Consider the following 21,821-nt stretch of genomic DNA (forward strand, 5'->3'; position numbering starts at 1 on the left):
ATGATCCCCACCGTCTCTTCCCAACTGCTGTGGCTGGTGCTGGTGTACGCGCTGCTGGCCTTCCTGTTGCTGTGTCTGCTGCTGGCCACGCGCTGGCACTGGGGCGTGAAGCTGGGCGCGGTGCTGCTGGTCAGCGGCTTCTACGCGCTGAGCCATGCCACGCTGCAGGGCATCGCGGGCTGGCCGAGCGACGACGCCCTGCCTCCACGTTTCGTGCTGCTTTCGGCGGTGTTCGACGAACCCAGCCCGGGCCGGGGCCACGCCGGCGCGATCTACATCTGGGTCAACCCCATGAAGGACAACCAGCCGCTGGCGATGCCACGCGTGCACCGCCTGCCCTACGAGAAGGACCTGCACCGCATCCTGGGCGACGGCCTGCGCAAGGCGCGCGACGGCAACACACAGATAGGCAGCACCGAACCGGTGCCGGGCTCGGGCGGCTTCGCCTGGCTGCGCCCGGCCGGCAACGACCGGCTGCAGATCAAGCTGAGCGACCTGCCGCGCGCTCAGTTGCCGGAGAAATGAGGCCCCTCCTGCCCGCGCTGCCGCTGGCCGCCCTGGTGCTGGCCGCTTGCCGGCCCGCGCCCGCCGACACCTGGTTTCCGCTGGTCGAAGGCGAGCGCATGGTCTACGCCGTGACGGTGGAGAGCGACGAAGCGCCACCGCCCGAGGCATGGACGCTCACCGTCACCGCGCCGCAGAACGTGGCCGGCCAGCGCACGCAGGTGCGCCACCATTCGGCCGGCGTGAGCTACCACCTGCTCAGCGACGAACAAGGCATTCGCCGCGTGGCCACGCGCACCGACATCGACCGCGAACCCACGCCCGACCCGGAGCCGCTGTGGGTGCTCAAGGCGCCCTACGAAGTGGGCACCGAATGGAGCACGCCGACCGTGCCCTACCTGATCCTGCGCCGCAACGAACACCCGCGCGAGCTGCGCTACAGCCACCGCGCGCTGATGACCTGGCGCATCGAGGCGGTGGACGACGAGGTGACCACGCCCACCGGCACGCACAAGCCCTGCCTGCGGGTCGTGGGCCGGGCCAGGCTCAACCTCTTCACCGACCCGGTGAACGGCTTCACCGACGTGCCGCTCACCAGCCGCGAGTGGTACTGCCGGGGCCAGGGCCTGGTGAAATTCGAGCGCGAGGAACCGGTACCACCCGGGTTTCTGGTGGGTGGGCGATTGACGGCGGTATGGGCACGCTAGGGCGACAGGTCAGCGCTTGCCACCGCCGTTGCCACCCCCGTGGCCGCCACCATTCCCACCGCCCTTGCCACCGCCGTGGCCGCCCCCATGACCGTTGCCCTTGCCCTGGCCGCTGCCGCCCGCACCGCGCGCGTGACCCACGGACGGGCCCGGGGCATCGATCGAGGCCGCCGCGGCCAGCTTGGTGTGTTTTGTGTCTTCGGCATGGCGCGCCCGGTTGGCCGAGCTCACCACCTCGCCCAGGCGCAGGCCGAGGTCGTTGGCGATCGCGCCCCAGCCCATGCCGCTGTCGCGCATGGCCTGCACCTCGTGGGTGGCCCTGGCCAGCTGCCGTCGGGTGGGGTGGTGGATGCCGTCCTGCGCCAGGTCGGCCTTGGCGATCTCGGTCGCGAAATTCCGAGCGGGCGATGGCGAGGTCGGGGACGGTACCTCAGGCAGTGGCTGCGCGAGCGCGGCACCCACCGCCAGCAGCGCGAGCATGAAGGAGGACCGGAGCAGAACGCGAGGGATCTTGGTCATGGCAGGTCTCCACATCGGGAACAGACCCTCATGCTAGCCGCACCGGCGGCGCGTGGTGCGCGAGTTGGTTACCAGTTGTTGAGCCGTGGCCCGCCTGTGCGGCGCGGGTGAAGAACGCCTCGGCCCGGGCCGGGTTGCGCGGCTCGCCCAGGCCCTCTTGGGCCAGCACGCCCAGCATGAACAAGGCCTCGGCGTTGCCCGTCTCGTCGGCCAGCGCCGCCCAGAGCTCGCGCGCCTGGGCGTAGCGGGCCAGCCGGAACTCGGCATGGGCCCGGTACCGCGCGTCGCCCACGCTGGACAGCAGGGCGAGGGCCGCACCCAGCAGGGTGCGGGGGTGGCACAGATCGGTCTGCGCGCTCATGGCGGGACAGGTGGGTGAGCCGGCTCAGGGCTTGACCGTGAGCACCCAGGTCGAGAGCGTCTTGAGGTCGGCCGCGCTCAGGCTGGGGTGGCCCGGCATGGGCACGCGACCCCACTTGCCTTTGGAGCCGTTCTGGATCGACTGCGCGAGCGAGGCCGCGGCGTCTTTTTCGCTCGCGTATTTTTCGGCGATGGCGCTGAAGGCCGGGCCGACCACCTTGTCGGCGTTGGCGTGGCAGCTGTAGCAGCCGCTGGCCTTGGCGAGTTCCACGGCGGCCACGTCGGCGGCGGTGGCGTGCTGGGCCAGGCCGGCCAGCACAGTGGGGAGGATCAGGAGGTAACGCATGGCGGGCACCGGAGAAAGGAAGGAAAGAAGGGACAGAAAAAAGGGGTGGCATGGCCTGGGCCACGCCACCCCCAACACCACATCACTTCATGAGCTTGAAGGTCCAGACCGAACCGCCCTGTTCGAGGAAGTTGACCTTCTTGGCCACTTCACCGCCCCACAGCGGCACGGCACCGCCCCAGCCCGAGACCACGCTGACGTACTGCTCGCCGCCCTCGGTCCAGGTGATGGGGGGCGCGACCACGCCGGAGCCGGTCTGGAACTGCCACACCACCTTGCCGGTCTTGGCGTCGGCGGCCTTCAGGTAACCCTCGGGCGTGCCCCAGAACACGAGGTCGCCGGCGGTGAGCACACCGCCCCACAGCGGCGCGCTGTTCTTGACTTCCCAGGCCACCTTGCCGGTCTTGGGATCGATCGCGCGCAGCGAACCGATGTGGTCGTCGAACAGCGGCTTGATGGTGAAGCCCGCGCCCAGGAAGGCCGCGCCTTTCTTGTAGGTGATGGGCTCGTTCCAGATCTCCATGCCCCATTCGTTGGTGGGCACGTAGAACAGGCCGGTCTTGGGGCTGTAGGCCATGGGCATCTGGTTCTTGCCACCCAGGAAGCCCGGCGCGGAGAACACCGCCTTGCCCTTGGCACCGTCGCCACCGGCGGCGGTCGGGTCGCCCGGGCGGTTGGTGTCGTCGAAGTTGGGGCGGCCGGTCTTGAGGTCGATGCCGGTGGCCCAGGTCACCTTCTTCACGAACGGGAAGGCGTTGACCAGCTTGCCGGTGGCCGCGTCGTTCACGTAGAAGAAACCGTTGCGGTCGGCCTTGGCGCCCATGCGCTTGCCGTCCATGTCGAAGGTGACGAATTCGTTGACGCCGTCGTAGTCCCAGCCGTCGTTGGGCGTGCTCTGGTAGTGCCAGACGATCTTGCCGGTCTTCACATCGATCGCGACGGTCGAGGCCGAGTACAGGTTGTCGCCCTTGCGCACATGGCTGTTCCAGGGGCCGGGGTTGCCGGTGCCGAAGTAGGCCAGGCCGGTCTTGGCGTCGTAGGTGCCGCCCAGCCAGGTGGCCGCGCCGCCGGTCTTCCACGTCTCGCCCGGCCAGGTGGCGTTGGTGGTGCCGGTGATGCCGTTTTCCTTGCCGTCCTTGTAGCCCATGTGGCCTTCGACGACGGGGCGCGTCCACACCATCTTGCCGGTGCGCGGGTCGCGTGCTTCCACGCGGCCGACCACACCGAACTCACCGCCCGAGACACCGGTCATCAGCAGGCCTTCGGCGATGAGGGGCGCGGCGGTGTAGCTGTAGCCGGCGGCGTAGTCGTCGATCTTCTCGCGCCACACCACCTTGCCCGTGTTCTGGTCGAGCGCGACCAGCTGCGCGTCGAGCGTGCCGAAGATCACCAGGTTGTCGTACAGCGCGGCGCCGCGGTTGATCACGTCGCAGCAGGGCATGATGCCTTCGGGCAGGCGGTGTTCGTACTTCCAGAGCTTCTCGCCGGTCTTGGTGTTGACCGCGTAGATGCGCGAGTAGGACGCGGTGACGAACATCTTGCCGTTGTGCACCAGCGGCTGCGACTGCTGGCCGCGCTGCTTCTCGCCGCCGAACGACATGGACCACACCGGCACGAGCTTGTTGATGTTGCGCTCGGTGATGCCGTTGAGCGTGGAATGGCGCTGGCCCTGGGTGCCCAGGCCCCAGCTCAACACGTTGTCGGGGGTCTTGGCGTCGTCGGCGATCATCGCGTCGGTCACGCCCTGGGCGCTCACGTGGGCGGTGGCGGCCAGAATCATCAGGCTCAATAGGGTGCGTTTCACAGTGTGTCTCCTGCTCGTTCGTGGATGTGTGATGCCTGCGACCGAGCACCATGCCCGGCCGCCCGTGAACACCCCGGCCCTGCGGCCGTCGGGGTTTGCACAGACAGCAAATGGCAACATCCATGCCAGCGTTTTCGAGCGGTTTTCCGGCCTGAAATGCGCCACGCCCGGGCCTCGCGGCGGGTCGCGGCTGTGACACTGTTCAGAAACGAATCAACCCCTGCAACAGGGTTCAGCGCGCGCGCGAATCCAGCGCCCGCTGTTCGTACCGCGGGTACCACTGCACGAGGCTGCGGTGCAGCTCGGCGGGCTGCGCGGCCCAGCCGGCGAAGCGCGCGGGCACGGGCGTGCGCAGCAGCTCGCTCAGGTCCAGGCCTTGTTCGGCGCTCGCCTGCATGAGCGTGGTGAGCCAGCGCAGCCAGTCGCGCGTCTGCTGCACGCCCACCGGCCCGCTGTGCACCGGGCCGTGGCTGGGCACGACCTGCCGCACCTCGCCCGCGGCGAGCCATTGCGCCAGCGTGTCCAGGCTGGCGAGCCAGGCGGCGGGGTCGGCGTGCGGCGTGGTGGGCACGCGCTCGGCGAACACCAGGCCGCCGGCGAACAGCACCCCGGTGCGGTGGTCGATCAGCACCAGGTCATCGCCGGTGTGGCCGCTCAGGCGCCGCAGCTCCAGCGTGTGTGCGCCCAGGCTCAGCGTGCGCGGTTCGATGGCTTCGCGTGCCGGTGTGGGCTCGGTGCCTTTCATCCAGTCGCCGCACAGGCGGTAGAGGTTGTCGGCGTAGGCCGCGCCCTCGGTTTTCATGCCTGCGATGCTGCCGGCCAGGGCCTGCGTGGGGCGGTCGGCCCAGGCCTGGTTGCCGAAGAAGTAGTCGGGGTGCAGGTTGAGGTTGAACACGTGGCGCACCGGTTCGTGCGTGAGCTGTTCGATGGCGCGGCGCTGCTGCTCGCCATAGCCGCGCGAAGGACCGGTGTTGACCACCACCACGCCCTCGCCCGTGGCGATGAAGGCGGTGTTGATGATGTTGCAGCCGTTGGCGCGCGAGAAGTCGGCCACCGCGCCTTCGATCACCCAGGTGTGTTCGGCGACCTGGCGCGGCCGCAGGCCGTGGTCGAGCCGCGCCACGTCGGGCTGCGGTTGCGCGTGGACCATGGCCGCGAACAGCAGGGCCGCTGAGGCCAGCGCGCCGCGCGCCGTCACGCGGGCACCTCGGCATCGATGCGGTTGCCGTTGTTGTCGCGCCCGGTCAGGCGGAAACCGCCCACGTGCTGCGGCGGCAGCTCGAAGGTGAGCAGCGGGTTTTCCGACACCGGCTCGTGCAGGGCCAGGCGCCACCAGGCCTGGCCCGCGCTGTCCACCAGCTGCAGCTGCTCGATGTAGAACGCGGGGATGCCCGCGACCAGGCCGGTGTCCATCGGGTGCATCACGCGCACGCGCAGGCGACGGCTGCCCTCGATCACATTCGGGAAGAAGCGCGCCTGCACCTGGTTGAGCGTGCGGCTCCACGAGCCGTCGGCGCGCGTGGCGCCGGGCACCGTGCAGCCCCCACCGGCCGCCTGCACCCAGGTGCCGCCCACGTGCCAGCGGCCGTCCGCCGTCTGCACCATCGCGCGCACCGGCGATGCCTGTTCCATGCGGATGCGGAACGCCAGCATGGGCAGCGCGCGCAAGGGCTCGAAGGCCAACACCTCGCGCACCGGGTTGCGGTCCACCACCACCAGGATGCGCGCCACACCGCCGCCCGTGCGGGCCAGGCCGCGCGCGTCCACCAGCAGCGGCACGTTCATCGCGTCGTCCGCGAAGGCCGGGCCGCGCACCGTCACCGCCTCGGAAAACACCATGGGCGCATCGCGCAGGTACTGCCGACGCAGCGTGGGCCATTGCATGGAGCCCAGCGGGTCGCCCCCGGTGCGGTCTTCGGCGGCAGCCCACAGCGGCGGCGCGCCGAGCAGGCCGCCCCAGAGCAAGGTTCGGCGCCGCAGCATGCTCAGCCCCCGCCCTTCTGGCGGATGAAGCCGCGCTGCGGGTCGTAGCCCCAGAGCGCGAGCACGAAGAACACGGCGGTGCACCCCAGCACCACGGCCCAGGCCACGGCGTTGAACTGCCCAACCATGGCAAAGCGCATGGCCTCCACCGCGTGGGTGAAAGGGTTGAACTCCGCGATCTTCAGCAGCCAGTAGGCGCCCGATTCCTCCAGCTTCCACAGCGGGTACAGCGCAGGGCTGATGAAGAACATCGGGAAGATCACGAAGTTCATGGTGCCGGCGAAGTTCTCCAGCTGCTTCACGTACACCGAAAGCACGAGCCCCAGCGCGGCCAGCATCGCGGCGGCGCAGGCCATGGCCAGCAACAGGCCCGGCAGATGCGCCCAGGCCAGCTCGACGCCGAAGGCCAGCGCGATCAGCAGGAACACCGCCATCTGCAGCACCGAGAGCACGGTGCTGCCCAGGAGCTTGAAGGCCAGCAGCCAGCCGCGCGCCAGCGGCGCGGTGAGCAGCAGGCGCATCACGCCCATCTCGCGGTCGTACACCATGGAGAGCGAGCTCTGCATGCCGTTGAACAGCGCCACCATGCCCAGCAGGCCCGGCACCATGTAGACCTGGTACTCGATGTAGGTCTCGTAGGGCGGGATGATGGCCACGCCGAACACGTTGTGAAAGCCGGCCGAGAACACCACGAACCACAGCAGCGGGCGCACCAGCGCCGAGCCCAGGCGCGTGGGCTGGCGCAGGAAGCGGCCCAGCTCGCGACCGACCACGGCGCGCAGCGCGCGCGCCAGGTGCAGCGGCAGCGAGGGCGCGGCCAGGGGGCTCAGGGGCGTTGCCGGCATGCGGTCTCCGCTTCGTCCACGCCCAGCGTGTCCAGCACGTCCTTGGGGTGCAGCACGCCGTCGAGCGGCGCCACGCCCGCCACGCCGTCGATGTGGCTCAGGAACACGGGCTGGCGCAACTGCCCGTCCCAGGCGCGGAAGGACAGGCGCGGGCCCTTGAAGCCGTCGATGAAGACGCTGCCGCCGCGCAGCTTCTTCAACTGCTGCGCCAGCGGTGCCTTGGGGTCGTCCACCAGCACCGCCGCCACCGCGCGGCCCGCCACCCAGGCCGACCAGTCGTGCGACCGCATGGGGCGCTGCGCGAGCTTCTGAAAACGGCGCGAGAGCTGCGGCCCGCCGTTGCGCTCCCACTGCGCATGCCAGGCGCTGGCCACCAGGCCGCTGGCACCGACCACCGGGCGCGGCCACTGCGTGGCGTAGGGCAGCGTGCGCGCGAACTCGCCGTCGGCGTCCATCACGGCCACCACCTCGTGCTCGCGCTCGCCGGTGAGCAGCCGGGTGTTGGCCAGGTCGCGCTCGCGTGGGTCGCCGGTGAGCTTGAAGGGTTTGCTCTGCACGATCTTCAGGCCGTAGCGCCTGGCCGCGCGGGTGAAGGACTCGCCCATGAGCAGGTCGGCCGGCTCCGGCCCCTGCAGCAGCAACACCTTGCGCCAGTTGCGCGCGGCCAGGTACTGCGCCAGTGCATCGCTGGCCATGTGGCGGCTGGGCAGGGTGTGCAGCAGGTGCGCGGCGCAGCCCTGCGCGCGCAGGCTGTCGTCGTCCAGCCCGGTGTTGAACACCATGGCACCACCGAGCGCGGCCGGCGCGCTCTGCACCAGCTGGCGCAGTTCGGCCAGCGGCAGGTCGGCCACGAGGTGCTGCACCTTCGCCGCCTTCAGCTCGGCCAGGGCCTTGGGCAGCGCCGCCGCATCGGGCAGCACCACCTCGCGCAGCGCGAGCTCGATGCCGGCGGCGTCCAGCTCGAACGCCGCGTCTTCCAGCGCGAGCCGCACGCCCTGCACCGCCCGGCCCTGCGGGTGGCCGGGGTAGGCGCGCTCCAGGCGGCGCGGCGCGTAGCGCGCGTCATCGGCCAGCGAGACCACAGCCACCGTCAGCTTGACCGCGGCGGCGTGCACCGACGGCGCACCGAGCAAGGCGGCCAGCGCGAGCAGCGGGGCTTTCCACATCAGGGCGCCACGATCACGCTGTGCGGCACACGGCCCACGGCCACCGTCTTCACCGTCTTGGCGCCGGCCGTGTCCACCAGGGTCATGTCGTCCGACAGGCCGTTGGTCACGTACAGCGTCTTGCCGTCGGGGTGCACCGTCAGGCCCCAGGCGCGCTTGCCCACCAGCACCTGGCGGCCCACGGTGCGCGTGGCCACGTCCACCTCTGCCACGTGGTTGGCGCGGCCCAGCCCGACCCACAGGGTCTTGCCGTCCGGGCTCAGCGCCATGCCCACGGGGGTGATGTCGGCCTCGCGCATGCCCTTCACCGCAAACTTCACCGTGCCCTTGACGCTGTGGTCTTTCGTGTCCACCACGCTCACGGTGGCGTCGAGTTCGTTGCTGACCCACAGCTCGGCGCCGCCGGCGGCGAGCACGAAGCGGCGCGGTCGTTTGCCCACCTTGATGTTCTTGATCACCTTCTTCTGGCCCAGGTCGATGACGTGCACGACGTTGGCCACCTCGGAGGTGACGTAGGCGAACTTGCCGTCGGGCGTGATCAGCACGCCCTCGGGCTCGCCACCGGTCTTCACCTCGAACAGGGGCTTCTTGCTCGCCAGGTCGTAGGCGGCCATCACGTTCTCGTCCTCGATCGACACGTACACCGTCTTGCCGTCGGGGCTGAGGTCGAAGATCTCGGGACTGTCCCCCAATGGAACAGTGCCGGTCATCTTGCCGCTGGCGGTGTCGACCACGCCAAGCTGGTTGCTGTCGCCGCAGCACACGTAGAGCTGGCTGCGGCTGGCATTGAACATCATGTGGCGCGGGCGCTTGCACACGTCGATGGCCGCGAGGCGCTCGCCTTTCGCGTCGAACACATAGAGCTTGTTGTCCTTCTCACTGGACACATACACCTTGCCCTGGGCCATGGCGAGGGTGGCACAGCCCAGCAGGGTGGCAAGGGTGAGCAGGCGAAGCGGGCGGGTCATGTCGGTGTCTCCTGAAGGGGTCTTGTGGGTGGCACAGCGGTCACCCGGGTGGCGCCGCTGCCCTTGTTCCGCAAATTCGATGCCAGCGCCAGTGGGGGAATGGAAATTGCGTTGACCTGCCCCAAACACCCCGTTGGCGACCCGATCGCTACGGACAAACCCTGAGACCACACGGCTTCGCAGGCCCGCACCGCATGACCCGACTGCCCCACGGCCCTCCCGACTGTTCCAGCAAGGAACACTGTTCTGTGACACGCCGCCGCGCGCTGGCCTGGGGCCTGGCGCTGGCGGCCTCGGCGGGCCCGTCGCTGGCCAGCACGGCGGCCTGGCCCATCCGGCCCCTGCAGCTCATCGTGCCCTGGCCCGCCGGCGGCGCGACCGACCTCACGCTGCGCATCCTGTGCGAGGAAGCCGAGCCCCTGCTGGGCCAGCCCATCGTGGTCATCAACCGGCCCGGCGCGGCGGGCACGCAGGTCGCGCCGCTGCTCAAGGCCGCCGAGCCCGACGGCCACACCATCGGCCAGGTGCCCATCACGGTGTACCGGCACGCGCTCATGAACCCCGTGCCCTGGGACCCGGTGACGGATCTCAGCCCCATCGTGCAGGTCTCGGGCACCACCTTCGGCGTGCTGGTGCCCAGCACCAGCCCCTGGAGGCAATTGCCCGAGATGCTCGACTGGGCGCGCGATCACCCGGGCGAACTCATCCTGGGCTCCACCGGCATCGGCACCACCGCCCACCTGGCGATGGAAGAGATCCTGTTGCAGCGCGGCATCCGTTATGTGCACGTGCCCTACCGGGGCACCGCCGACCAGATGCTCGCGGTGGCCAGCGGCCAGCTGATGGCGGGCGTGAACTCCACCGGCTTCGCGCCCTGGGTGGACCAGGGCCGCATGCGCGTGCTCGCGATCTTCAGCGCGCAGCGCAGCCCGCGCTGGCCCGACGCACCCACGCTGCGCGAGCTGGGTTACCCGCAATCGGTCTACACCTCGCCCTGGGGTCTGGCCGCGCCGCGCGGCACACCCGAGCCGGTGGTGCGGAAACTGCACGACGCCTTCGCCCGCGCGATGCAGAGCGAGCGCCACCTGCGCGAGCTGGCGCGCTACGACCAGACGCTGGACTACCTCAACACCCGCGACTACCGGCAGGCCGTGCGCGACACGGTGGAGCGCGAGAAACGCCTGCTGCAGCGCATGAACCTGCTGGCCCGGCCGATGGGAGCGACGGGATGAACCCCACCACCCTGCTCCAGGCCGGCGGCCTGCACAAGGCCTACGCCGGCAAGCCCGCGTTGAAAGGCGTGGACGTGGCACTGCGGGCCGGCGAGGTGCTCGCGCTGCTCGGTCCCAACGGCGCGGGCAAGTCCACGCTGCTGCAACTCCTCACCGGCCTGTTCACGCCCGACCAGGGCCGCATCGAGGTGCTGGGCCACGACATGTGCCGCCACCCCAGCCGCGCGCTGGCCGGGCTGGGCGTGGTGTTCCAGCAGAGCGCGCTCGACCTGGACCTGTCGGTGATGGCCAACCTGCTGTTCCACACCGACCTGCACGGCCTCCCGCGCGCGCAGGCGCGCGAGCGCATCGCGGCGCACCTCGATGCCATGGGCCTGGGCGAACAGGCGCGCGCCGTGGTGCGCAGCCTCTCGGGCGGCACGCGGCGCAAGGTGGAGCTGGTGCGCGCGCTGCTGCACGAGCCACGCGTGCTGCTGATGGACGAAGCCACCGTGGGCCTGGACCCGGCCTCGCGCCAGCAGTTGCTCGACACCGTGCGCACGCTGTGCCGCACACGGGGCATGGGCGTGCTGTGGGCCACCCACCTGATCGAGGAAGTGCACGGTGCCGCCCGCCTGATGCTGCTGCACCAGGGCACGGTGCGCTTCGAGGGCTCGATCCCGGCCTTCATGGCGCAGGCACAAGGCGCGGACTTTCAGGCCGAGGTGCTGCGCCAGCTCGGGCCGCCATAATCAGGGCATGCCCGACAAAGACCCGGACGCCCGCTTCAAGACCGCCCTGCAGGTGGTGGGCATCCTGGGCCTCACGGGCATGCTCGCGATGATCTTCCACAAGGGCTTCGCCGACATCTCGTTGCTGTGGCAACAGCACTCCGGGGGCGACTTCTGGGTGGCGCTGGCGCGCTACTTCTTTCGCAACCTGGCGGGGTGAGATGCGTCCGCCGAACCGTCAGGACAACTGGATCTCGACCACCGTGCGACCCGGCGCGCTCTGAAGAGAGAGCACCGCGCCGATCGCGCGGGCGCGTTCCCGCATCGCCAGCAGTCCCTTGCGCCACGCCACGGTGGCGTCGAACCCTCGGCCGTTGTCCACGATGCGCAGGCGCACACCCTGCTCGGCCGCGACGGCTTCGATGCACAGCTCGGTTGCCTGCGCATGCTGCAGCACGTTCGACAAGGCCTCGAAGACCATGAACTGCAGCTGGCGCATCGCGCCGGCGTCCAGCCGCTGCAGCGGCTCGATCAGTTCCACCGCCCAGCGAAGCGCGATGTCGCTGGCCTGCAGGCGAGGCTCCAGGCGGTAGCGCAGGTTGGCCAGCAGCGCCGTCACGTCGCCCGGCGGCAGGTTCATGGCGTCGATCGACAGCTTGAGCTGATCCAGCGAGTCGCGCAGCGTCTGCAGCAGCTCCTGCTGGCTGGACCGGCCCGACTCGAGCTGCCGGATCGCCGAGCTGATGTGGGCTCCCACGCCGTCGTGCATGTCGCGCAAGATGCGGGTCCGCTCGAAGGTGCGCTCCTGCTCGCGGGCCAGTTGCTCCACCCGCCGGTAGGTCTCGGCGAGCTCGCGCTCCTTCTCGCTCACCCGCGCGGCCAGGGTGTTCAGGAGGTCGCGCACCTGGGCCGACACCCGCCGGAACCGCTCGATCACGATGTAGACCAGCCCCAGGCCGAACACCACCGACGAATACCGCATCAGGCTGCTGTCGGCGTAGGTCGGGTCGATGCGAAACACGTAGAGATCGCGAAACCCCACCGCCACGTTGAGCAGCACCGCCAGCGCCACCACCCGGTGAGGCATGCTGGCGCCACGCAGCGCCTGGCCCAGGAAAACCGCACCGAACAACAGGAAGGTCAGGCCCAGCGCCGCGTACCACGCCGTGAGCGCCAGCGGGTGACCAAAGCCCAGCGCCCAGATCGCCATGGGCCCGCTGGCCAGCATCAGGGCGGTCAGCCAGGTGGCCATCAGGCGCCCGGCCGGCCGATTCTCCCAGCGCGCCACGTTCATGCAGAACAGCCCCATGCTCCAGCTCCAGACCGCGAGCGCCACCACCGGCACAACGCCCCACCAGGGCCAGGCCAGCACCGGGTTCTCGATGAGCACATCGCCGACGCGGACCGCCCAGAACAGTTCGGCCAGGCCGGCATACAGGTACAGCGGGTCGCGCCGCTGGTGAACCGTGTTGGACAGGTCGGGCTGAGTCACCCACAGGGACAGCGAGATCAGCCCGACCAGGAGGCTGAAGCCGACCACGACCATCGAGCCCGTCACCCGCCAGCGATGGGCCTCGGCGTACTTCGCGACGACCGCCTCCCGTGGCCCGATCCAGACGGTGGAGAGCCCACCCCGGCGGCCCACGTCGGCGCGCACCCGCACCTGCAGGGTGTTGTGTCGCTGCAGCAGGCCTGCGGGCAGCGGCGCCATGCGAGGCACCTGTCCGTAGTCGGCCCCGTTGGGCCGCAGCATGTCGCCCTCGTGCTGCACCCGCATGCCGTTAAGCCAGATTTCGTAGGCGTTGCCCAGCCGGGGCAGGTAGATGCTCCAGGGCTCCTGCGGCACCTCGGGCAAGGTGAAGCTCAGGTCGAAGGTCGCCCGGCCGGCTCGGCCGGGATGGTGCCGGTCCCAGTGGTAAGGCAGGGTCAGCAGGCGCTGCTCGATGCGATCGTCCACCACCACGGTGGCCTGGGCTTCGCGCAGCTCCAATGCGGGGTGATGGGGCGTTTCCCGATCATCGGCGTGCAGCGATCCCGTCAGGCCCAGGGCCAGACTGAGGCACACCAGCCAGCGCCACCCGATGCCCTCAGTCATGCCGAGGCAACATGCCCATGCGCGTGGCTTCAAACACCGCCTCCATCTTGGAATGCACCGCCAGCTTGCTGTACAGGCTCTTGATGTGCGCCTGCACCGTGTGCACGCTCACGCCCTGCAGGACAGCGATTTCCTGGTACGAGAAGCCTCGGGCGATCAGGCTGAGCACCTCCTGCTCGCGGCGCGACAAGGGCGGGCGTTCGACCGGCGGCGGCGCGGCGGCGGGGGGCGGGACGACGGCCTGGCGGGTGGCGTACTTGGCCAATACGCGGCGGGCGATCATGGGAGAGATCGGTGAGCCGCCGGCCTTCATCTCCAGGATGGTCTGGGCGATGTCTTCGGGTGCCGCGTCCTTGTGGATGTAGCCCAGCGCGCCGGCCTCGATGCTGGCCAGCACGTTGTCCTCGTCGCCGAACATGGAGATGACCAGGGTCTCGCAGGCGGGGTGGGTCAGGTGTGCCTGCTGAATGACCTCCAGACCGGACCCGTCGGGCAGGCCCAGATCGGTCAGCAGCACGTCCACGTCCAGGCCTGGACGGGTCAGGCAGTCTTTGGCGTGCGCCACGGTGCCCACACAACCGGCCAGCGTCAAGGCCGGCGAGCGGGCCACGCAGGACTCAAAAAAACCCCGCATCTCGGGGTCGTCTTCGACGATCAGCACACGCCACATCGGGATCGGTCTCCAGCGGCCCGCGGGTTGGACACATTGCGCGCGGGCTCCTTCGAGCATACCCAGAAAGCGGGCGCCGACCGTGCAAAGCGGCACGCCACGCGGGCCAGGAACGCCTCGAACCCCATGTTCATGGGATGCAATTTGTCGCCGCCAGACCTCCAATGCCGATGCCTGGGTCCAGGGATCCCGGGCCACTGTCCCACGAACACATGGAGATTGCATGCGAAACGACTACAGACGGTATGCCCTCGCGGGCTTGTTGATGCTGGCACTGGCGGGCTGCGGCGGCGGCAGCGGCGTCAACTCGGGCGCCGGGGGCGGCGGCACCGTCACCGCCCCGGTGGGCCTCACCGTCAGCGGCGTGGCCGCCACCGGCGCGGCCTTCACAGGCGCCGTCATCACCGTGGTCGACAGCCGCGGCGTCACCGTGGGCCAGAGCCAGCCCGTCGGCGCGAACGGCACCTACAGCATCCCGCTGGACGCGGCGGCCGTGGCGCCTTTCGTGCTGGTGGCCAACCGCACCGACGCCAACGGGGCCACCCAGACGCTGGTCAGCGTGATCGCTTCGGCCAGCGCGACCACCGCCAACATCACGCCGATCACCACGCTCATCGCCTCGCGCCTGTCGCCCTCCGGCGACCCGGGCAAGCTGGCCAGCGAACTGGCCGCGGGCAATGCGGTCATCTCGACGCAGGCCGTGGCCGCCACCGTGACAGAGGTGCAGGCCATCCTGGCGCCGTTGCTCACGGCCACCAGCACGACCGGCGTCAATCCGCTGACAGGCACCTTCAGCACCGACGGCACCGGCTACGACCGCTTGCTGGACTCGGTCAACATCACCTTCCTGCCGGCCAGCTCGACCACCACCAACATCGAGATCTCGGTCAAGCAGGAAGTGCCCGATGGCCAGCAACCCATCAGCCTGAGCTTCAGCAGCAACACGACGACCGTCGCGCCCCTGCCCGCGATCGATCCGACCACGCTCATCGCCGAAGGCACCTCCGCGAAGATCACCCAATTCCTTCAAGCGCTGACCGCCTGCTATGCCCTGCCGGCCAACCAGCGCGCGGCGGCGCCCAGCACCGTGCTGGCGGCCGCCTGCCTCGACGTGTTCCACGACAACGACCCCGCACTCTTCAGGAACAACGGTGGCACGGTGGGCAGCAGCGGCGCTTTCGCCAGCCTCTTCAACCCCAACGCCGTCGGTGTCGTGTTCAACCAGGGCAACTACGAATTCACCCGCGACAATGCCGACAAGGACATCGTCGTGGGCTACAAGACCACCAGCCCTGACGGCAGCGAGTCCTACGACAGCTTCGTGCTGCGCACCAGCACGGTGGACGGCAAGCTGCGGCTGATCGGCAACCAGTACCGCTTCCCCGGCCGCGTCGCGGCCTACCAGCAGCGGCGCAACTTCATCAGCCTGGGCCAGGAAGCCTACGACTACTTCAGCACCGGCTACGTGCTGGACGTGGCCAACCGCCAGCGCCCGGGCAACCAGGGTCCGCTCTTCAACCGCGTCGTCGTGACCACGCCGACCGGTTCGGTCCTCACCCTGCAACCGAGCGGCAACTCCAGTTTCCTGGGGCTGGTCAAGCCCGGGCCCGTGGTCTCCGGCACCAGCTTCGTGCGCTTGCGCAGCGAGTACGTGGATGGCAACACGTCGCGCCCCCATCCGCGCAACGTCGACCCCACGCTGTTCTTCGTGGCCGATCCGGACCGCACCGAGGCCAGCCTGGCCAGTGCCAAGTCGCAGGGCAGCTGGCGGTTCGATTACTACCTCAACGTCGACGACCCGGCCACGCCGCAGGACGACACCACGGTACCCGAGGTGCAGTACTACAAGAACCGCGCCCGCGCCCTCACCATCGCCGAACTCCGCACGCAGGGTCTCGCGCAGCTGACGCCGGCCCTGATCGCCGAAATCCGGTCGGGCACCGAGCCGGCCGGCGTGCAGGACGCGGGACAGATCGTGTTCGTCGCAGGCGACCCCGGCGACATCTCCTCGGAAGGCGGCGGCAACGGCTGGAGTGTGGGCACGGGCCAGTTGCCCCCCACGCAGATCACGATGTTCGGGCGCTCGCCGCGCACGGGCAGCAACGCCAACTTCACCGATTCGGTCGAGGTGCGATCGACGGCGCGCCAGGCTGTCGTGGCCTGCTCGCAGCAGAGCGTGACGGACGACCACTGCTTCAACGGCGGCCCGACCTTCGCCGAGGGTTCGCGCCTCAGCGGCCTGCACCTCTCGGCCCGCGACGTCGTCGGGCGGGAGTACGCCAACTTCTACGCGCTGTACCAGCTCAACATCGTGCCCTGAAGCCCCCGGGGCTGGCTCCGCAGCCCCGCTTCGGCGGGGCTTTTTCATGCCTGAAACGACAACGCCCCGCAAGCGGGGCGTTTCTGCCGCACCGGTTCAGTGGATCAGCTGAACAGTTCCTTCGGCACGTTGCCGCCGTTGGCGGCGATGTGGGCCAGCACGTTCTTGTGCAGCCACATGTTCATCTTGGCCGAATCGCCCATCAGCTCGTCGGGGCAATACAGCTCCTTGGCGAGCGCCTTGCGCGCCTCGAGGCTGCTGTCGAGGTCCAGCAGCTTGAGCAGGTCGACGATGGAGGTCTTCCAGTTCAGCTTCTGCGGGTTGGCGGCCGCCTTCTTCTCCATCAAGGCCATCACGTCGACCATGGTGATCGATGCGACGGCGGGCGCGGCGGCCGGCGCGGGTGCCGGTGCGTCAGCAGGCGCCGTGGGCACGGTGGGCGGTGTGATGACCGGGGCCTCCGCGGCCTTGGACATGCCGAGCTTCTCGAGGATGTTGCTGAAAAATCCCATGGTGTTCTCCTTGTTTCCGTTGAAAAAGGCCCGCCTGGCCAGTGTGGAGGCGCGCCACGCCAGCATAGGCCATAAATGCGACAAGCCCAACCGCCGGTCTTGATGCTTTCTTGATACCGGCCCGCGCAGTCTTGCGCCCGTCTTGACGCCCCCGTTCCTAGCATCGGTGGACTGTCTTGAACGGAGAACCCCATGGACTTCATCTACCTCGGCCTGGCCGCTGCCTGCGGCCTGCTCGTCTGGGGCCTGGCATTGCTCTGCCAGCGCCTGCAACCCACCGGCGGGGGTCGCGCATGAGCGCCGCGCCGGGCCGCCCCAAGCCAGCTCGCACCGCAGCGCGTCGCGCGGAGGTACTCCTATGAGCGGTTGGACCCTGCTGGCGGCCGCGCTTTCGGGCGGGCTGCTGATCTACCTGGTGGCCGTGCTGCTGCGGCCGGAGGACTTCTCATGAGCGCGATGGCATGGCTGCAACTGGCGGTGTTCCTCACGCTGCTGCTCGCGCTGGCCTGGCCACTGGCGCGCGCGATCGACGCGGTGATGGCCGGCCGCTTCGTGCTCGGCCAGCGTATCGAGGCGCCGCTGTGGCGCCTGGCCGGCGTGCGGCCCGAGCGCGAATCCGGCTGGCTGCGCTACGCGCTGGGCCTGCTGGTGTTCAACGGCCTGGGCCTGCTCGCGGTGTACGCGCTGCAGCGCCTGCAGGGCGGGCTGCCGCTCAACCCGCAGGCCTTCGGCGCGGTCACGCCCGACTCGGCCTTCAACACCGCCATCAGCTTCATGGCCAACACCAACTGGCAGGGCTATGGTGGCGAGTCCACCATGAGCTACCTCACACAGATGCTGGGCCTCACGGTGCAGAACTTCCTGTCGGCCGCCACCGGCCTCGTGGTGGTGGTCGCGCTGGTGCGCGGCTTCTCGCGCCATTCGGCCCAGTCCATCGGCAACGTGTGGGTGGACCTGACGCGCGCCACGCTGTGGGTGCTGCTGCCGCTCTCTCTGGTGCTGGCGGTGTTATTCGCGGGCCAGGGCGTGATCCAGAACCTCTCGCCCTACACCGAGGTGAAGACGGTCGAGACCGTCACCTGGGAAACCTCGACCCCCGGCGCCGAAGGCCAGCCGGCGCTCACCGAGGCGCACCGCAGCGCGGCGCAGACCCTGGCCATGGGGCCGGTGGCCTCGCAGCTCGCGATCAAGATGCTGGGCACCAACGGCGGCGGCTTCTTCAACGCCAACTCCGCGCACCCGTACGAGAACCCCACGGCGCTGTCCAACTTCGTGCAGATGCTGGCCATCTTCCTGATCCCGGCGGCGCTGTGCTTCGTGTTCGGCCGCATGGTCGGCGATCCGCGCCAGGGCTGGGCCGTGCTCGCCGCGATGGCGCTGCTGTTCGTGGCCTTCGTGGTCGCGGCCACCGCGTTCGAGCAGCAGGGCAACCCGGTGCTCGCCGCGCTCGGGGCCGACCAGGCCAGCAGCGCGCTGCAGTCGGGCGGCAACATGGAAGGCAAGGAAGTGCGCTTCGGCATCCACGCCTCCAGCCTGTTCGCGGTGGTCACCACCGCAGCGAGCTGCGGCGCGGTGAACGCCATGCACGACAGCTTCACGCCCCTGGGCGGCATGGTGCCGCTGGTGCTCATGCAGCTGGGCGAGGTGGTGTTCGGCGGCGTCGGCGCGGGCCTCTACGGCATGCTGGTGTTCGCCATCATGGCGGTGTTCATCGCCGGTCTGATGATCGGGCGCACGCCGGCCTACCTGGGCAAGAAGATCGAGGCGCACGAGATGAAGATGGTGTCCATCGCCATCCTGGTCACGCCCCTGCTGGTGCTCGTGGGCACCGCCGTGGCCGTGATGGCCGGCGCCGGGCGCGCGGGCATCCAGGACCCGGGCGCGCACGGCTTCACCGAGGTGCTGTATGCCCTGACCTCGGCCGCCAACAACAACGGCAGCGCCTTCGCCGGCCTGTCGGCCAACACGCCGTTCTACAACGTGCTGCTGGGCCTGGCCATGGTGTTCGGCCGCTTCGGGGTGATCGTGCCGGTGCTCGCCATGGCCGGCTCGCTCGCCGCCAAGCAGCGCGCCGGCGCCACCGACGGCACCCTGCCCACCCACGGCCCGCTGTTCGTGGCCCTGCTGATCGGCACCGTGTTGCTGGTCGGCCTCTTGAACTATGTGCCCGCGCTGGCGCTCGGCCCGGTGGCCGACCACCTGCTGCTGTGGGCCCGCTGAAAGCCTCATCACCATGACCCGCACAACCCTGACCCTGTTCGACCCGGCACTGGTGCGCCCGGCCCTGCTCGATGCCGTGCGCAAGCTCGACCCCCGCGTGCAGCGCCGCAACCCCGTGATGTTCGTCGTCTACGTGGGCAGCGCGTTCACCACCGCGCTCGCCTTCGCCCGGCCCGAGGCCTTCACCATCGCGGTGGCGCTGTGGCTGTGGTTCACCGTGCTGTTCGCCAACTTCGCCGAGGCCCTGGCCGAGGGCCGCAGCAAGGCGCAGGCCGCCGCGCTGCGCGGCCTCAAACGCCAGACCTGGGCCAAGCGGCTGGACCGCCATGTGCAGTACGACCGGCGCGTGCCCCGCACGTCCATGGCGTGGCTGCCGATCGAGGCCGACCAGCTGCGCAAGGGCGACGTGGTGCTGGTCGAGGCCGGTGACACGGTGCCGGCCGACGGCGAGGTGATCGACGGCGTGGCCTCGGTGGACGAGAGCGCCATCACCGGCGAGTCGGCCCCGGTCATCCGCGAATCGGGTGGCGACTTCTCGGCCGTGACCGGCGGCACGCGCGTGCTGTCCGACTGGGTCGTGGTGCGCGTCTCGGTCAACCCCGGCGAGACCTTCGTGGACCGCATGATCGCGATGGTGGAGAACGCCAAGCGGCAGAAGACGCCGAACGAGATCGCGCTGACCATCCTGCTGGTGGCGCTGACCATCGTGTTCCTCGGCGTGGTCGCCACGCTGCTGCCCTTCTCGTCCTTCAGCGTGCAGGCCAGTGGCGCGGGGCAGCCGGTGAGCCTGGTGGTGCTGGTCGCGCTGCTCGTGTGCCTGATCCCGACCACCATCGCCGGCCTGCTCAGCGCCATCGGCGTGGCCGGCATGAGCCGGCTGATGCAGGCCAACGTGATCGCCACCTCGGGCCGCGCGGTGGAAGCCGCCGGCGACGTGGACGTGCTGCTGCTGGACAAGACCGGCACCATCACGCTGGGCAACCGCCAGGCCAGCGCCTTCCTGCCGGCGCCCGGCGTCCAGGAGGCCGCCCTGGCCGACGCCGCGCAGCTCGCCTCGCTGGCCGACGAGACGCCCGAAGGTCGCAGCATCGTGGTGCTGGCCAAGCAGAAGTTCCAGCTGCGCGAGCGCGAGGTGGAGGCCCTGGGCGCGAGCTTCGTGCACTTCACCGCGCAGACGCGCATGAGCGGGGTGGACCTGCCCCAGGGCCGCACGCTGCGCAAGGGCGCGGCCGATGCGATCCGCCGCCACGTGGCGTCGCTGGGCGGCGCCTTCCCCTCCCACGTGCAGGCCACGGTGGACGAGGTCTCGCGCCGCGGCAGCACGCCGCTGGTGGTGAGCGACCGCGACCGCGTGCTCGGCGTGGTCGAACTCAAGGACGTGGTCAAGGGCGGCATCAAGGAGCGCTTCGCCGAGCTGCGCCGCATGGGCATCCAGACCGTGATGGTGACCGGCGACAACCGCCTCACCGCCGCGGCGATCGCCGCCGAGGCCGGCGTGGACGACTTCCTGGCCGAGGCCACGCCCGAGGCCAAGCTCAGGCTGATCCGCGAACACCAGGCGCAGGGCCGGCTGGTGGCCATGACCGGCGACGGCACCAACGACGCGCCCGCGCTGGCCCAGGCCGACGTGGCCGTGGCCATGAACACCGGCACGCAGGCCGCCAAGGAGGCCGGCAACATGGTCGACCTCGACAGCAACCCGACCAAGCTGATCGAGATCGTGGAGACCGGCAAGCAGATGCTGATGACGCGCGGCTCGCTCACCACCTTCAGCATCGCCAACGATGTCGCCAAGTACTTCGCCATCGTGCCCGCGGCCTTCGTCACCACCTACCCGCAGCTCTCGGCGCTCAACGTGATGCGGCTGACCAGCCCCGACTCGGCCATCCTCTCGGCGGTGATCTTCAACGCGCTGATCATCGTCGTGCTCATCCCGCTGGCGCTCAAGGGCGTGCGCTACCGCGCGGTCGGCGCGGCCTCGCTGCTGCGCCGCAACCTGGCCCTCTACGGCCTGGGCGGCATCGTGGTGCCCTTCATCGGCATCAAGGCCATCGACCTGCTGCTTTCGGCCATCGGCTTCGCCTGAACACCCCCAAGGATTTGTCATGAACCCCACAACGCCCTCTTCCGAATCCGATCCCGTGTGGCGCCCGGCCCTCGTGCTGTTCGTGCTGCTGAGCCTCGTCACCGGCCTGCTCTACCCCTTCTTCGTCACCGGCGTGGCGCAGGCGGTGTTCCCCCACCAGGCCAACGGCAGCCTGATCGAGCGCCAGGGCCAGGCCGTGGGCTCCGAGCTCATCGGCCAGCCCTTCACTCAGGCCGGGCACTTCTGGGGCCGCCCCTCGGCCACCGGGCCGATGGCCTACAACGCCGGCGCCTCCAGCGGCTCCAACCTCGGCCCCAACCACCCCGCGCTGGCCGAGGCGGTGAAGGCCCGCATCGACGCCTTGCGCGCGGCCGACCCGGGCAACACGGCGCCGGTGCCGGTGGACCTGGTCACCGCCTCCGCCAGCGGCCTGGACCCGCACATCAGCCTGGCCGGCGCGCGCTACCAGGTGGCGCGGGTGGCGCGCTCGCGTGGCCTCGCCCCCGAGCAGGTGAACGCGCTGGTGGACCAGCACACCGAGACCAGCCTGTTCGGCTTCCTGGGCGAGCCGCGCGTGAACGTGCTGGCGCTCAACCTCGCGCTCGACGCGCCGCGGCCATGAGCGGCGGCTGGCTGGAACCGGTGCTTGCGTTCGGGGCCATCGTGTTACCCCTGCTGCTGGCCTGGTGGCTGGTGGCGCGCGGGGCGCAGCGCCCCCGGCAGCGCAAGCGCCGCTCGGGCGACAATGGCAGCCACCCGCGCGACCCCTCCTGA

The 21,821-nt window shown here is 69.9% G+C and carries 23 protein-coding genes; 11 read left to right on the plus strand and 12 right to left on the minus strand.

What is annotated here, in order from left to right:
* Positions 1 to 525 (plus strand): hypothetical protein, encoded by a 525-nt coding sequence (locus tag AC1Q9M_RS03995; RefSeq protein ID WP_492432507.1) that lies wholly within the window; start codon positions 1 to 3, stop codon positions 523 to 525.
* Positions 522 to 1,211: a hypothetical protein gene (locus tag AC1Q9M_RS04000; protein WP_492432509.1), complete on the plus strand. Its 690-nt coding sequence runs from the start codon at positions 522 to 524 to the stop codon at positions 1,209 to 1,211. The genes AC1Q9M_RS03995 and AC1Q9M_RS04000 overlap by 4 nt, the downstream gene beginning before the upstream one ends.
* Positions 1,212 to 1,220: 9 nt before the next feature.
* Here AC1Q9M_RS04000 and AC1Q9M_RS04005 read toward each other — a convergent pair whose 3' ends face one another.
* From AC1Q9M_RS04005 to AC1Q9M_RS04045, 9 genes are all read right to left on the minus strand, one after another.
* Positions 1,221 to 1,730 carry a hypothetical protein gene (locus AC1Q9M_RS04005; RefSeq protein WP_492432511.1) on the minus strand — a complete coding sequence of 170 codons (510 nt, stop codon included), beginning with the start codon at positions 1,728 to 1,730 and terminating at the stop codon, positions 1,221 to 1,223.
* 28 nt (positions 1,731 to 1,758) lie between these two features.
* Positions 1,759 to 2,091, minus strand: a complete 333-nt coding sequence (locus AC1Q9M_RS04010; RefSeq protein WP_492432513.1) for a hypothetical protein — start codon at positions 2,089 to 2,091, stop codon at positions 1,759 to 1,761.
* A 24-nt stretch (positions 2,092 to 2,115) separates the two neighbouring features.
* A complete protein-coding gene (locus AC1Q9M_RS04015) occupies positions 2,116 to 2,436 on the minus strand; it encodes a c-type cytochrome (RefSeq protein ID WP_492432515.1) in 321 nt (106 codons plus the stop codon).
* A gap of 82 nt (positions 2,437 to 2,518) precedes the next feature.
* Positions 2,519 to 4,216 carry a PQQ-dependent methanol/ethanol family dehydrogenase gene (locus AC1Q9M_RS04020; protein ID WP_382325551.1) on the minus strand — a complete coding sequence of 566 codons (1,698 nt, stop codon included), beginning with the start codon at positions 4,214 to 4,216 and terminating at the stop codon, positions 2,519 to 2,521.
* A gap of 256 nt (positions 4,217 to 4,472) precedes the next feature.
* Positions 4,473 to 5,438 carry a quinoprotein relay system zinc metallohydrolase 1 gene (locus AC1Q9M_RS04025; protein ID WP_492432517.1) on the minus strand — a complete coding sequence of 322 codons (966 nt, stop codon included), beginning with the start codon at positions 5,436 to 5,438 and terminating at the stop codon, positions 4,473 to 4,475.
* A complete protein-coding gene (locus tag AC1Q9M_RS04030; protein WP_382323872.1) occupies positions 5,435 to 6,223 on the minus strand; it encodes a quinoprotein dehydrogenase-associated SoxYZ-like carrier in 789 nt (262 codons plus the stop codon). The genes AC1Q9M_RS04025 and AC1Q9M_RS04030 overlap by 4 nt, the downstream gene beginning before the upstream one ends.
* A 2-nt stretch (positions 6,224 to 6,225) precedes the next feature.
* The gene (locus AC1Q9M_RS04035) at positions 6,226 to 7,068 is read right to left on the minus strand and encodes an ABC transporter permease (protein ID WP_382323871.1); all 843 of its coding nucleotides are present in this window, start codon (positions 7,066 to 7,068) and stop codon (positions 6,226 to 6,228) included.
* A complete protein-coding gene (locus AC1Q9M_RS04040) occupies positions 7,050 to 8,234 on the minus strand; it encodes an ABC transporter substrate-binding protein (protein ID WP_444688639.1) in 1,185 nt (394 codons plus the stop codon). Before AC1Q9M_RS04040 ends, AC1Q9M_RS04035 begins: the two co-directional genes overlap by 19 nt.
* Positions 8,234 to 9,202 (minus strand): PQQ-dependent catabolism-associated beta-propeller protein, encoded by a 969-nt coding sequence (locus AC1Q9M_RS04045; RefSeq protein WP_492432520.1) that lies wholly within the window; start codon positions 9,200 to 9,202, stop codon positions 8,234 to 8,236. Before AC1Q9M_RS04045 ends, AC1Q9M_RS04040 begins: the two co-directional genes overlap by 1 nt.
* Before the next feature lie 248 nt (positions 9,203 to 9,450).
* Between AC1Q9M_RS04045 and AC1Q9M_RS04050 the strand changes: the two genes are divergently transcribed.
* From AC1Q9M_RS04050 to AC1Q9M_RS04060, 3 genes are read left to right on the plus strand one after another with little or no spacing between them, the layout of a single operon-like run.
* Positions 9,451 to 10,434 carry a tripartite tricarboxylate transporter substrate binding protein gene (locus tag AC1Q9M_RS04050; RefSeq protein ID WP_444691508.1) on the plus strand — a complete coding sequence of 328 codons (984 nt, stop codon included), beginning with the start codon at positions 9,451 to 9,453 and terminating at the stop codon, positions 10,432 to 10,434.
* Positions 10,431 to 11,165 (plus strand): ATP-binding cassette domain-containing protein, encoded by a 735-nt coding sequence (locus AC1Q9M_RS04055; protein WP_492432522.1) that lies wholly within the window; start codon positions 10,431 to 10,433, stop codon positions 11,163 to 11,165. The genes AC1Q9M_RS04050 and AC1Q9M_RS04055 overlap by 4 nt, the downstream gene beginning before the upstream one ends.
* A 7-nt stretch (positions 11,166 to 11,172) precedes the next feature.
* The gene (locus AC1Q9M_RS04060) at positions 11,173 to 11,364 is read left to right on the plus strand and encodes a hypothetical protein (RefSeq protein ID WP_382159231.1); all 192 of its coding nucleotides are present in this window, start codon (positions 11,173 to 11,175) and stop codon (positions 11,362 to 11,364) included.
* 18 nt (positions 11,365 to 11,382) lie between these two features.
* On the opposite strand, the gene AC1Q9M_RS04065 is transcribed toward AC1Q9M_RS04060, so the two are convergent.
* Both AC1Q9M_RS04065 and AC1Q9M_RS04070 read right to left on the minus strand, forming a co-directional pair.
* On the minus strand, positions 11,383 to 13,239 hold the full coding sequence (locus AC1Q9M_RS04065; RefSeq protein ID WP_382323868.1) for a sensor histidine kinase: 1,857 nt from the start codon (positions 13,237 to 13,239) through the stop codon (positions 11,383 to 11,385).
* The gene (locus AC1Q9M_RS04070) at positions 13,232 to 13,909 is read right to left on the minus strand and encodes a response regulator (protein WP_492432525.1); all 678 of its coding nucleotides are present in this window, start codon (positions 13,907 to 13,909) and stop codon (positions 13,232 to 13,234) included. Before AC1Q9M_RS04070 ends, AC1Q9M_RS04065 begins: the two co-directional genes overlap by 8 nt.
* Positions 13,910 to 14,132: 223 nt before the next feature.
* Here AC1Q9M_RS04070 and AC1Q9M_RS04075 point away from each other — a divergent pair, with 223 nt between their 5' ends.
* A complete protein-coding gene (locus AC1Q9M_RS04075) occupies positions 14,133 to 16,229 on the plus strand; it encodes a hypothetical protein (RefSeq protein WP_492432527.1) in 2,097 nt (698 codons plus the stop codon).
* A gap of 104 nt (positions 16,230 to 16,333) precedes the next feature.
* Here AC1Q9M_RS04075 and AC1Q9M_RS04080 read toward each other — a convergent pair whose 3' ends face one another.
* Complete coding sequence (locus AC1Q9M_RS04080; protein WP_382159239.1) at positions 16,334 to 16,741, minus strand: DUF3597 family protein; 408 nt, start codon at positions 16,739 to 16,741, stop codon at positions 16,334 to 16,336.
* Between the two features lie 358 nt (positions 16,742 to 17,099).
* On the opposite strand from AC1Q9M_RS04080, the gene kdpF reads away from it, so the two are divergent.
* The 5 genes from kdpF to AC1Q9M_RS04105 are packed head-to-tail and all read left to right on the plus strand — an operon-like array spanning position 17,100 to position 21,821.
* The gene (gene kdpF / locus AC1Q9M_RS04085) at positions 17,100 to 17,192 is read left to right on the plus strand and encodes a K(+)-transporting ATPase subunit F (protein ID WP_291119061.1); all 93 of its coding nucleotides are present in this window, start codon (positions 17,100 to 17,102) and stop codon (positions 17,190 to 17,192) included.
* Complete coding sequence (kdpA, locus tag AC1Q9M_RS04090; RefSeq protein ID WP_492432529.1) at positions 17,189 to 18,961, plus strand: potassium-transporting ATPase subunit KdpA; 1,773 nt, start codon at positions 17,189 to 17,191, stop codon at positions 18,959 to 18,961. Before kdpF ends, kdpA begins: the two co-directional genes overlap by 4 nt.
* Before the next feature lie 13 nt (positions 18,962 to 18,974).
* On the plus strand, positions 18,975 to 21,047 hold the full coding sequence (gene kdpB, locus AC1Q9M_RS04095; protein ID WP_492432531.1) for a potassium-transporting ATPase subunit KdpB: 2,073 nt from the start codon (positions 18,975 to 18,977) through the stop codon (positions 21,045 to 21,047).
* A gap of 19 nt (positions 21,048 to 21,066) precedes the next feature.
* Positions 21,067 to 21,669, plus strand: coding sequence for a potassium-transporting ATPase subunit KdpC (gene kdpC, locus AC1Q9M_RS04100; RefSeq protein ID WP_382323862.1), 603 nt, complete (start codon positions 21,067 to 21,069; stop codon positions 21,667 to 21,669).
* Positions 21,666 to 21,821: a hypothetical protein gene (locus AC1Q9M_RS04105; RefSeq protein WP_382159247.1), complete on the plus strand. Its 156-nt coding sequence runs from the start codon at positions 21,666 to 21,668 to the stop codon at positions 21,819 to 21,821. Before kdpC ends, AC1Q9M_RS04105 begins: the two co-directional genes overlap by 4 nt.

The organism is Hydrogenophaga sp. GW823-FHT04C09, assembly GCF_058796355.1.

Excerpts from the sequence above, each read along its gene's own strand:
- AC1Q9M_RS03995 (WP_492432507.1), top strand. The coding sequence starts at position 1 with ATGATCCCCACCGTCTCTTCCCAACTGCTGTGGCTGGTGCTGGTGTAC.
- AC1Q9M_RS04000 (WP_492432509.1), top strand. The coding sequence starts at position 522 with ATGAGGCCCCTCCTGCCCGCGCTGCCGCTGGCCGCCCTGGTGCTGGCC.
- AC1Q9M_RS04005 (WP_492432511.1), bottom strand. The coding sequence starts at position 1,730 with ATGACCAAGATCCCTCGCGTTCTGCTCCGGTCCTCCTTCATGCTCGCG.
- AC1Q9M_RS04010 (WP_492432513.1), bottom strand. The coding sequence starts at position 2,091 with ATGAGCGCGCAGACCGATCTGTGCCACCCCCGCACCCTGCTGGGTGCG.
- AC1Q9M_RS04015 (WP_492432515.1), bottom strand. The coding sequence starts at position 2,436 with ATGCGTTACCTCCTGATCCTCCCCACTGTGCTGGCCGGCCTGGCCCAG.
- AC1Q9M_RS04020 (WP_382325551.1), bottom strand. The coding sequence starts at position 4,216 with ATGATTCTGGCCGCCACCGCCCACGTGAGCGCCCAGGGCGTGACCGAC.
- AC1Q9M_RS04030 (WP_382323872.1), bottom strand. The coding sequence starts at position 6,223 with ATGCTGCGGCGCCGAACCTTGCTCTGGGGCGGCCTGCTCGGCGCGCCG.
- AC1Q9M_RS04035 (WP_382323871.1), bottom strand. The coding sequence starts at position 7,068 with ATGCCGGCAACGCCCCTGAGCCCCCTGGCCGCGCCCTCGCTGCCGCTG.
- AC1Q9M_RS04040 (WP_444688639.1), bottom strand. The coding sequence starts at position 8,234 with ATGTGGAAAGCCCCGCTGCTCGCGCTGGCCGCCTTGCTCGGTGCGCCG.
- AC1Q9M_RS04045 (WP_492432520.1), bottom strand. The coding sequence starts at position 9,202 with ATGACCCGCCCGCTTCGCCTGCTCACCCTTGCCACCCTGCTGGGCTGT.
- AC1Q9M_RS04055 (WP_492432522.1), top strand. The coding sequence starts at position 10,431 with ATGAACCCCACCACCCTGCTCCAGGCCGGCGGCCTGCACAAGGCCTAC.
- AC1Q9M_RS04060 (WP_382159231.1), top strand. The coding sequence starts at position 11,173 with ATGCCCGACAAAGACCCGGACGCCCGCTTCAAGACCGCCCTGCAGGTG.
- AC1Q9M_RS04065 (WP_382323868.1), bottom strand. The coding sequence starts at position 13,239 with ATGACTGAGGGCATCGGGTGGCGCTGGCTGGTGTGCCTCAGTCTGGCC.
- AC1Q9M_RS04070 (WP_492432525.1), bottom strand. The coding sequence starts at position 13,909 with ATGTGGCGTGTGCTGATCGTCGAAGACGACCCCGAGATGCGGGGTTTT.
- AC1Q9M_RS04075 (WP_492432527.1), top strand. The coding sequence starts at position 14,133 with ATGCGAAACGACTACAGACGGTATGCCCTCGCGGGCTTGTTGATGCTG.
- AC1Q9M_RS04080 (WP_382159239.1), bottom strand. The coding sequence starts at position 16,741 with ATGGGATTTTTCAGCAACATCCTCGAGAAGCTCGGCATGTCCAAGGCC.
- kdpF (WP_291119061.1), top strand. The coding sequence starts at position 17,100 with ATGAGCGGTTGGACCCTGCTGGCGGCCGCGCTTTCGGGCGGGCTGCTG.
- kdpA (WP_492432529.1), top strand. The coding sequence starts at position 17,189 with ATGAGCGCGATGGCATGGCTGCAACTGGCGGTGTTCCTCACGCTGCTG.
- kdpB (WP_492432531.1), top strand. The coding sequence starts at position 18,975 with ATGACCCGCACAACCCTGACCCTGTTCGACCCGGCACTGGTGCGCCCG.
- kdpC (WP_382323862.1), top strand. The coding sequence starts at position 21,067 with ATGAACCCCACAACGCCCTCTTCCGAATCCGATCCCGTGTGGCGCCCG.
- AC1Q9M_RS04105 (WP_382159247.1), top strand. The coding sequence starts at position 21,666 with ATGAGCGGCGGCTGGCTGGAACCGGTGCTTGCGTTCGGGGCCATCGTG.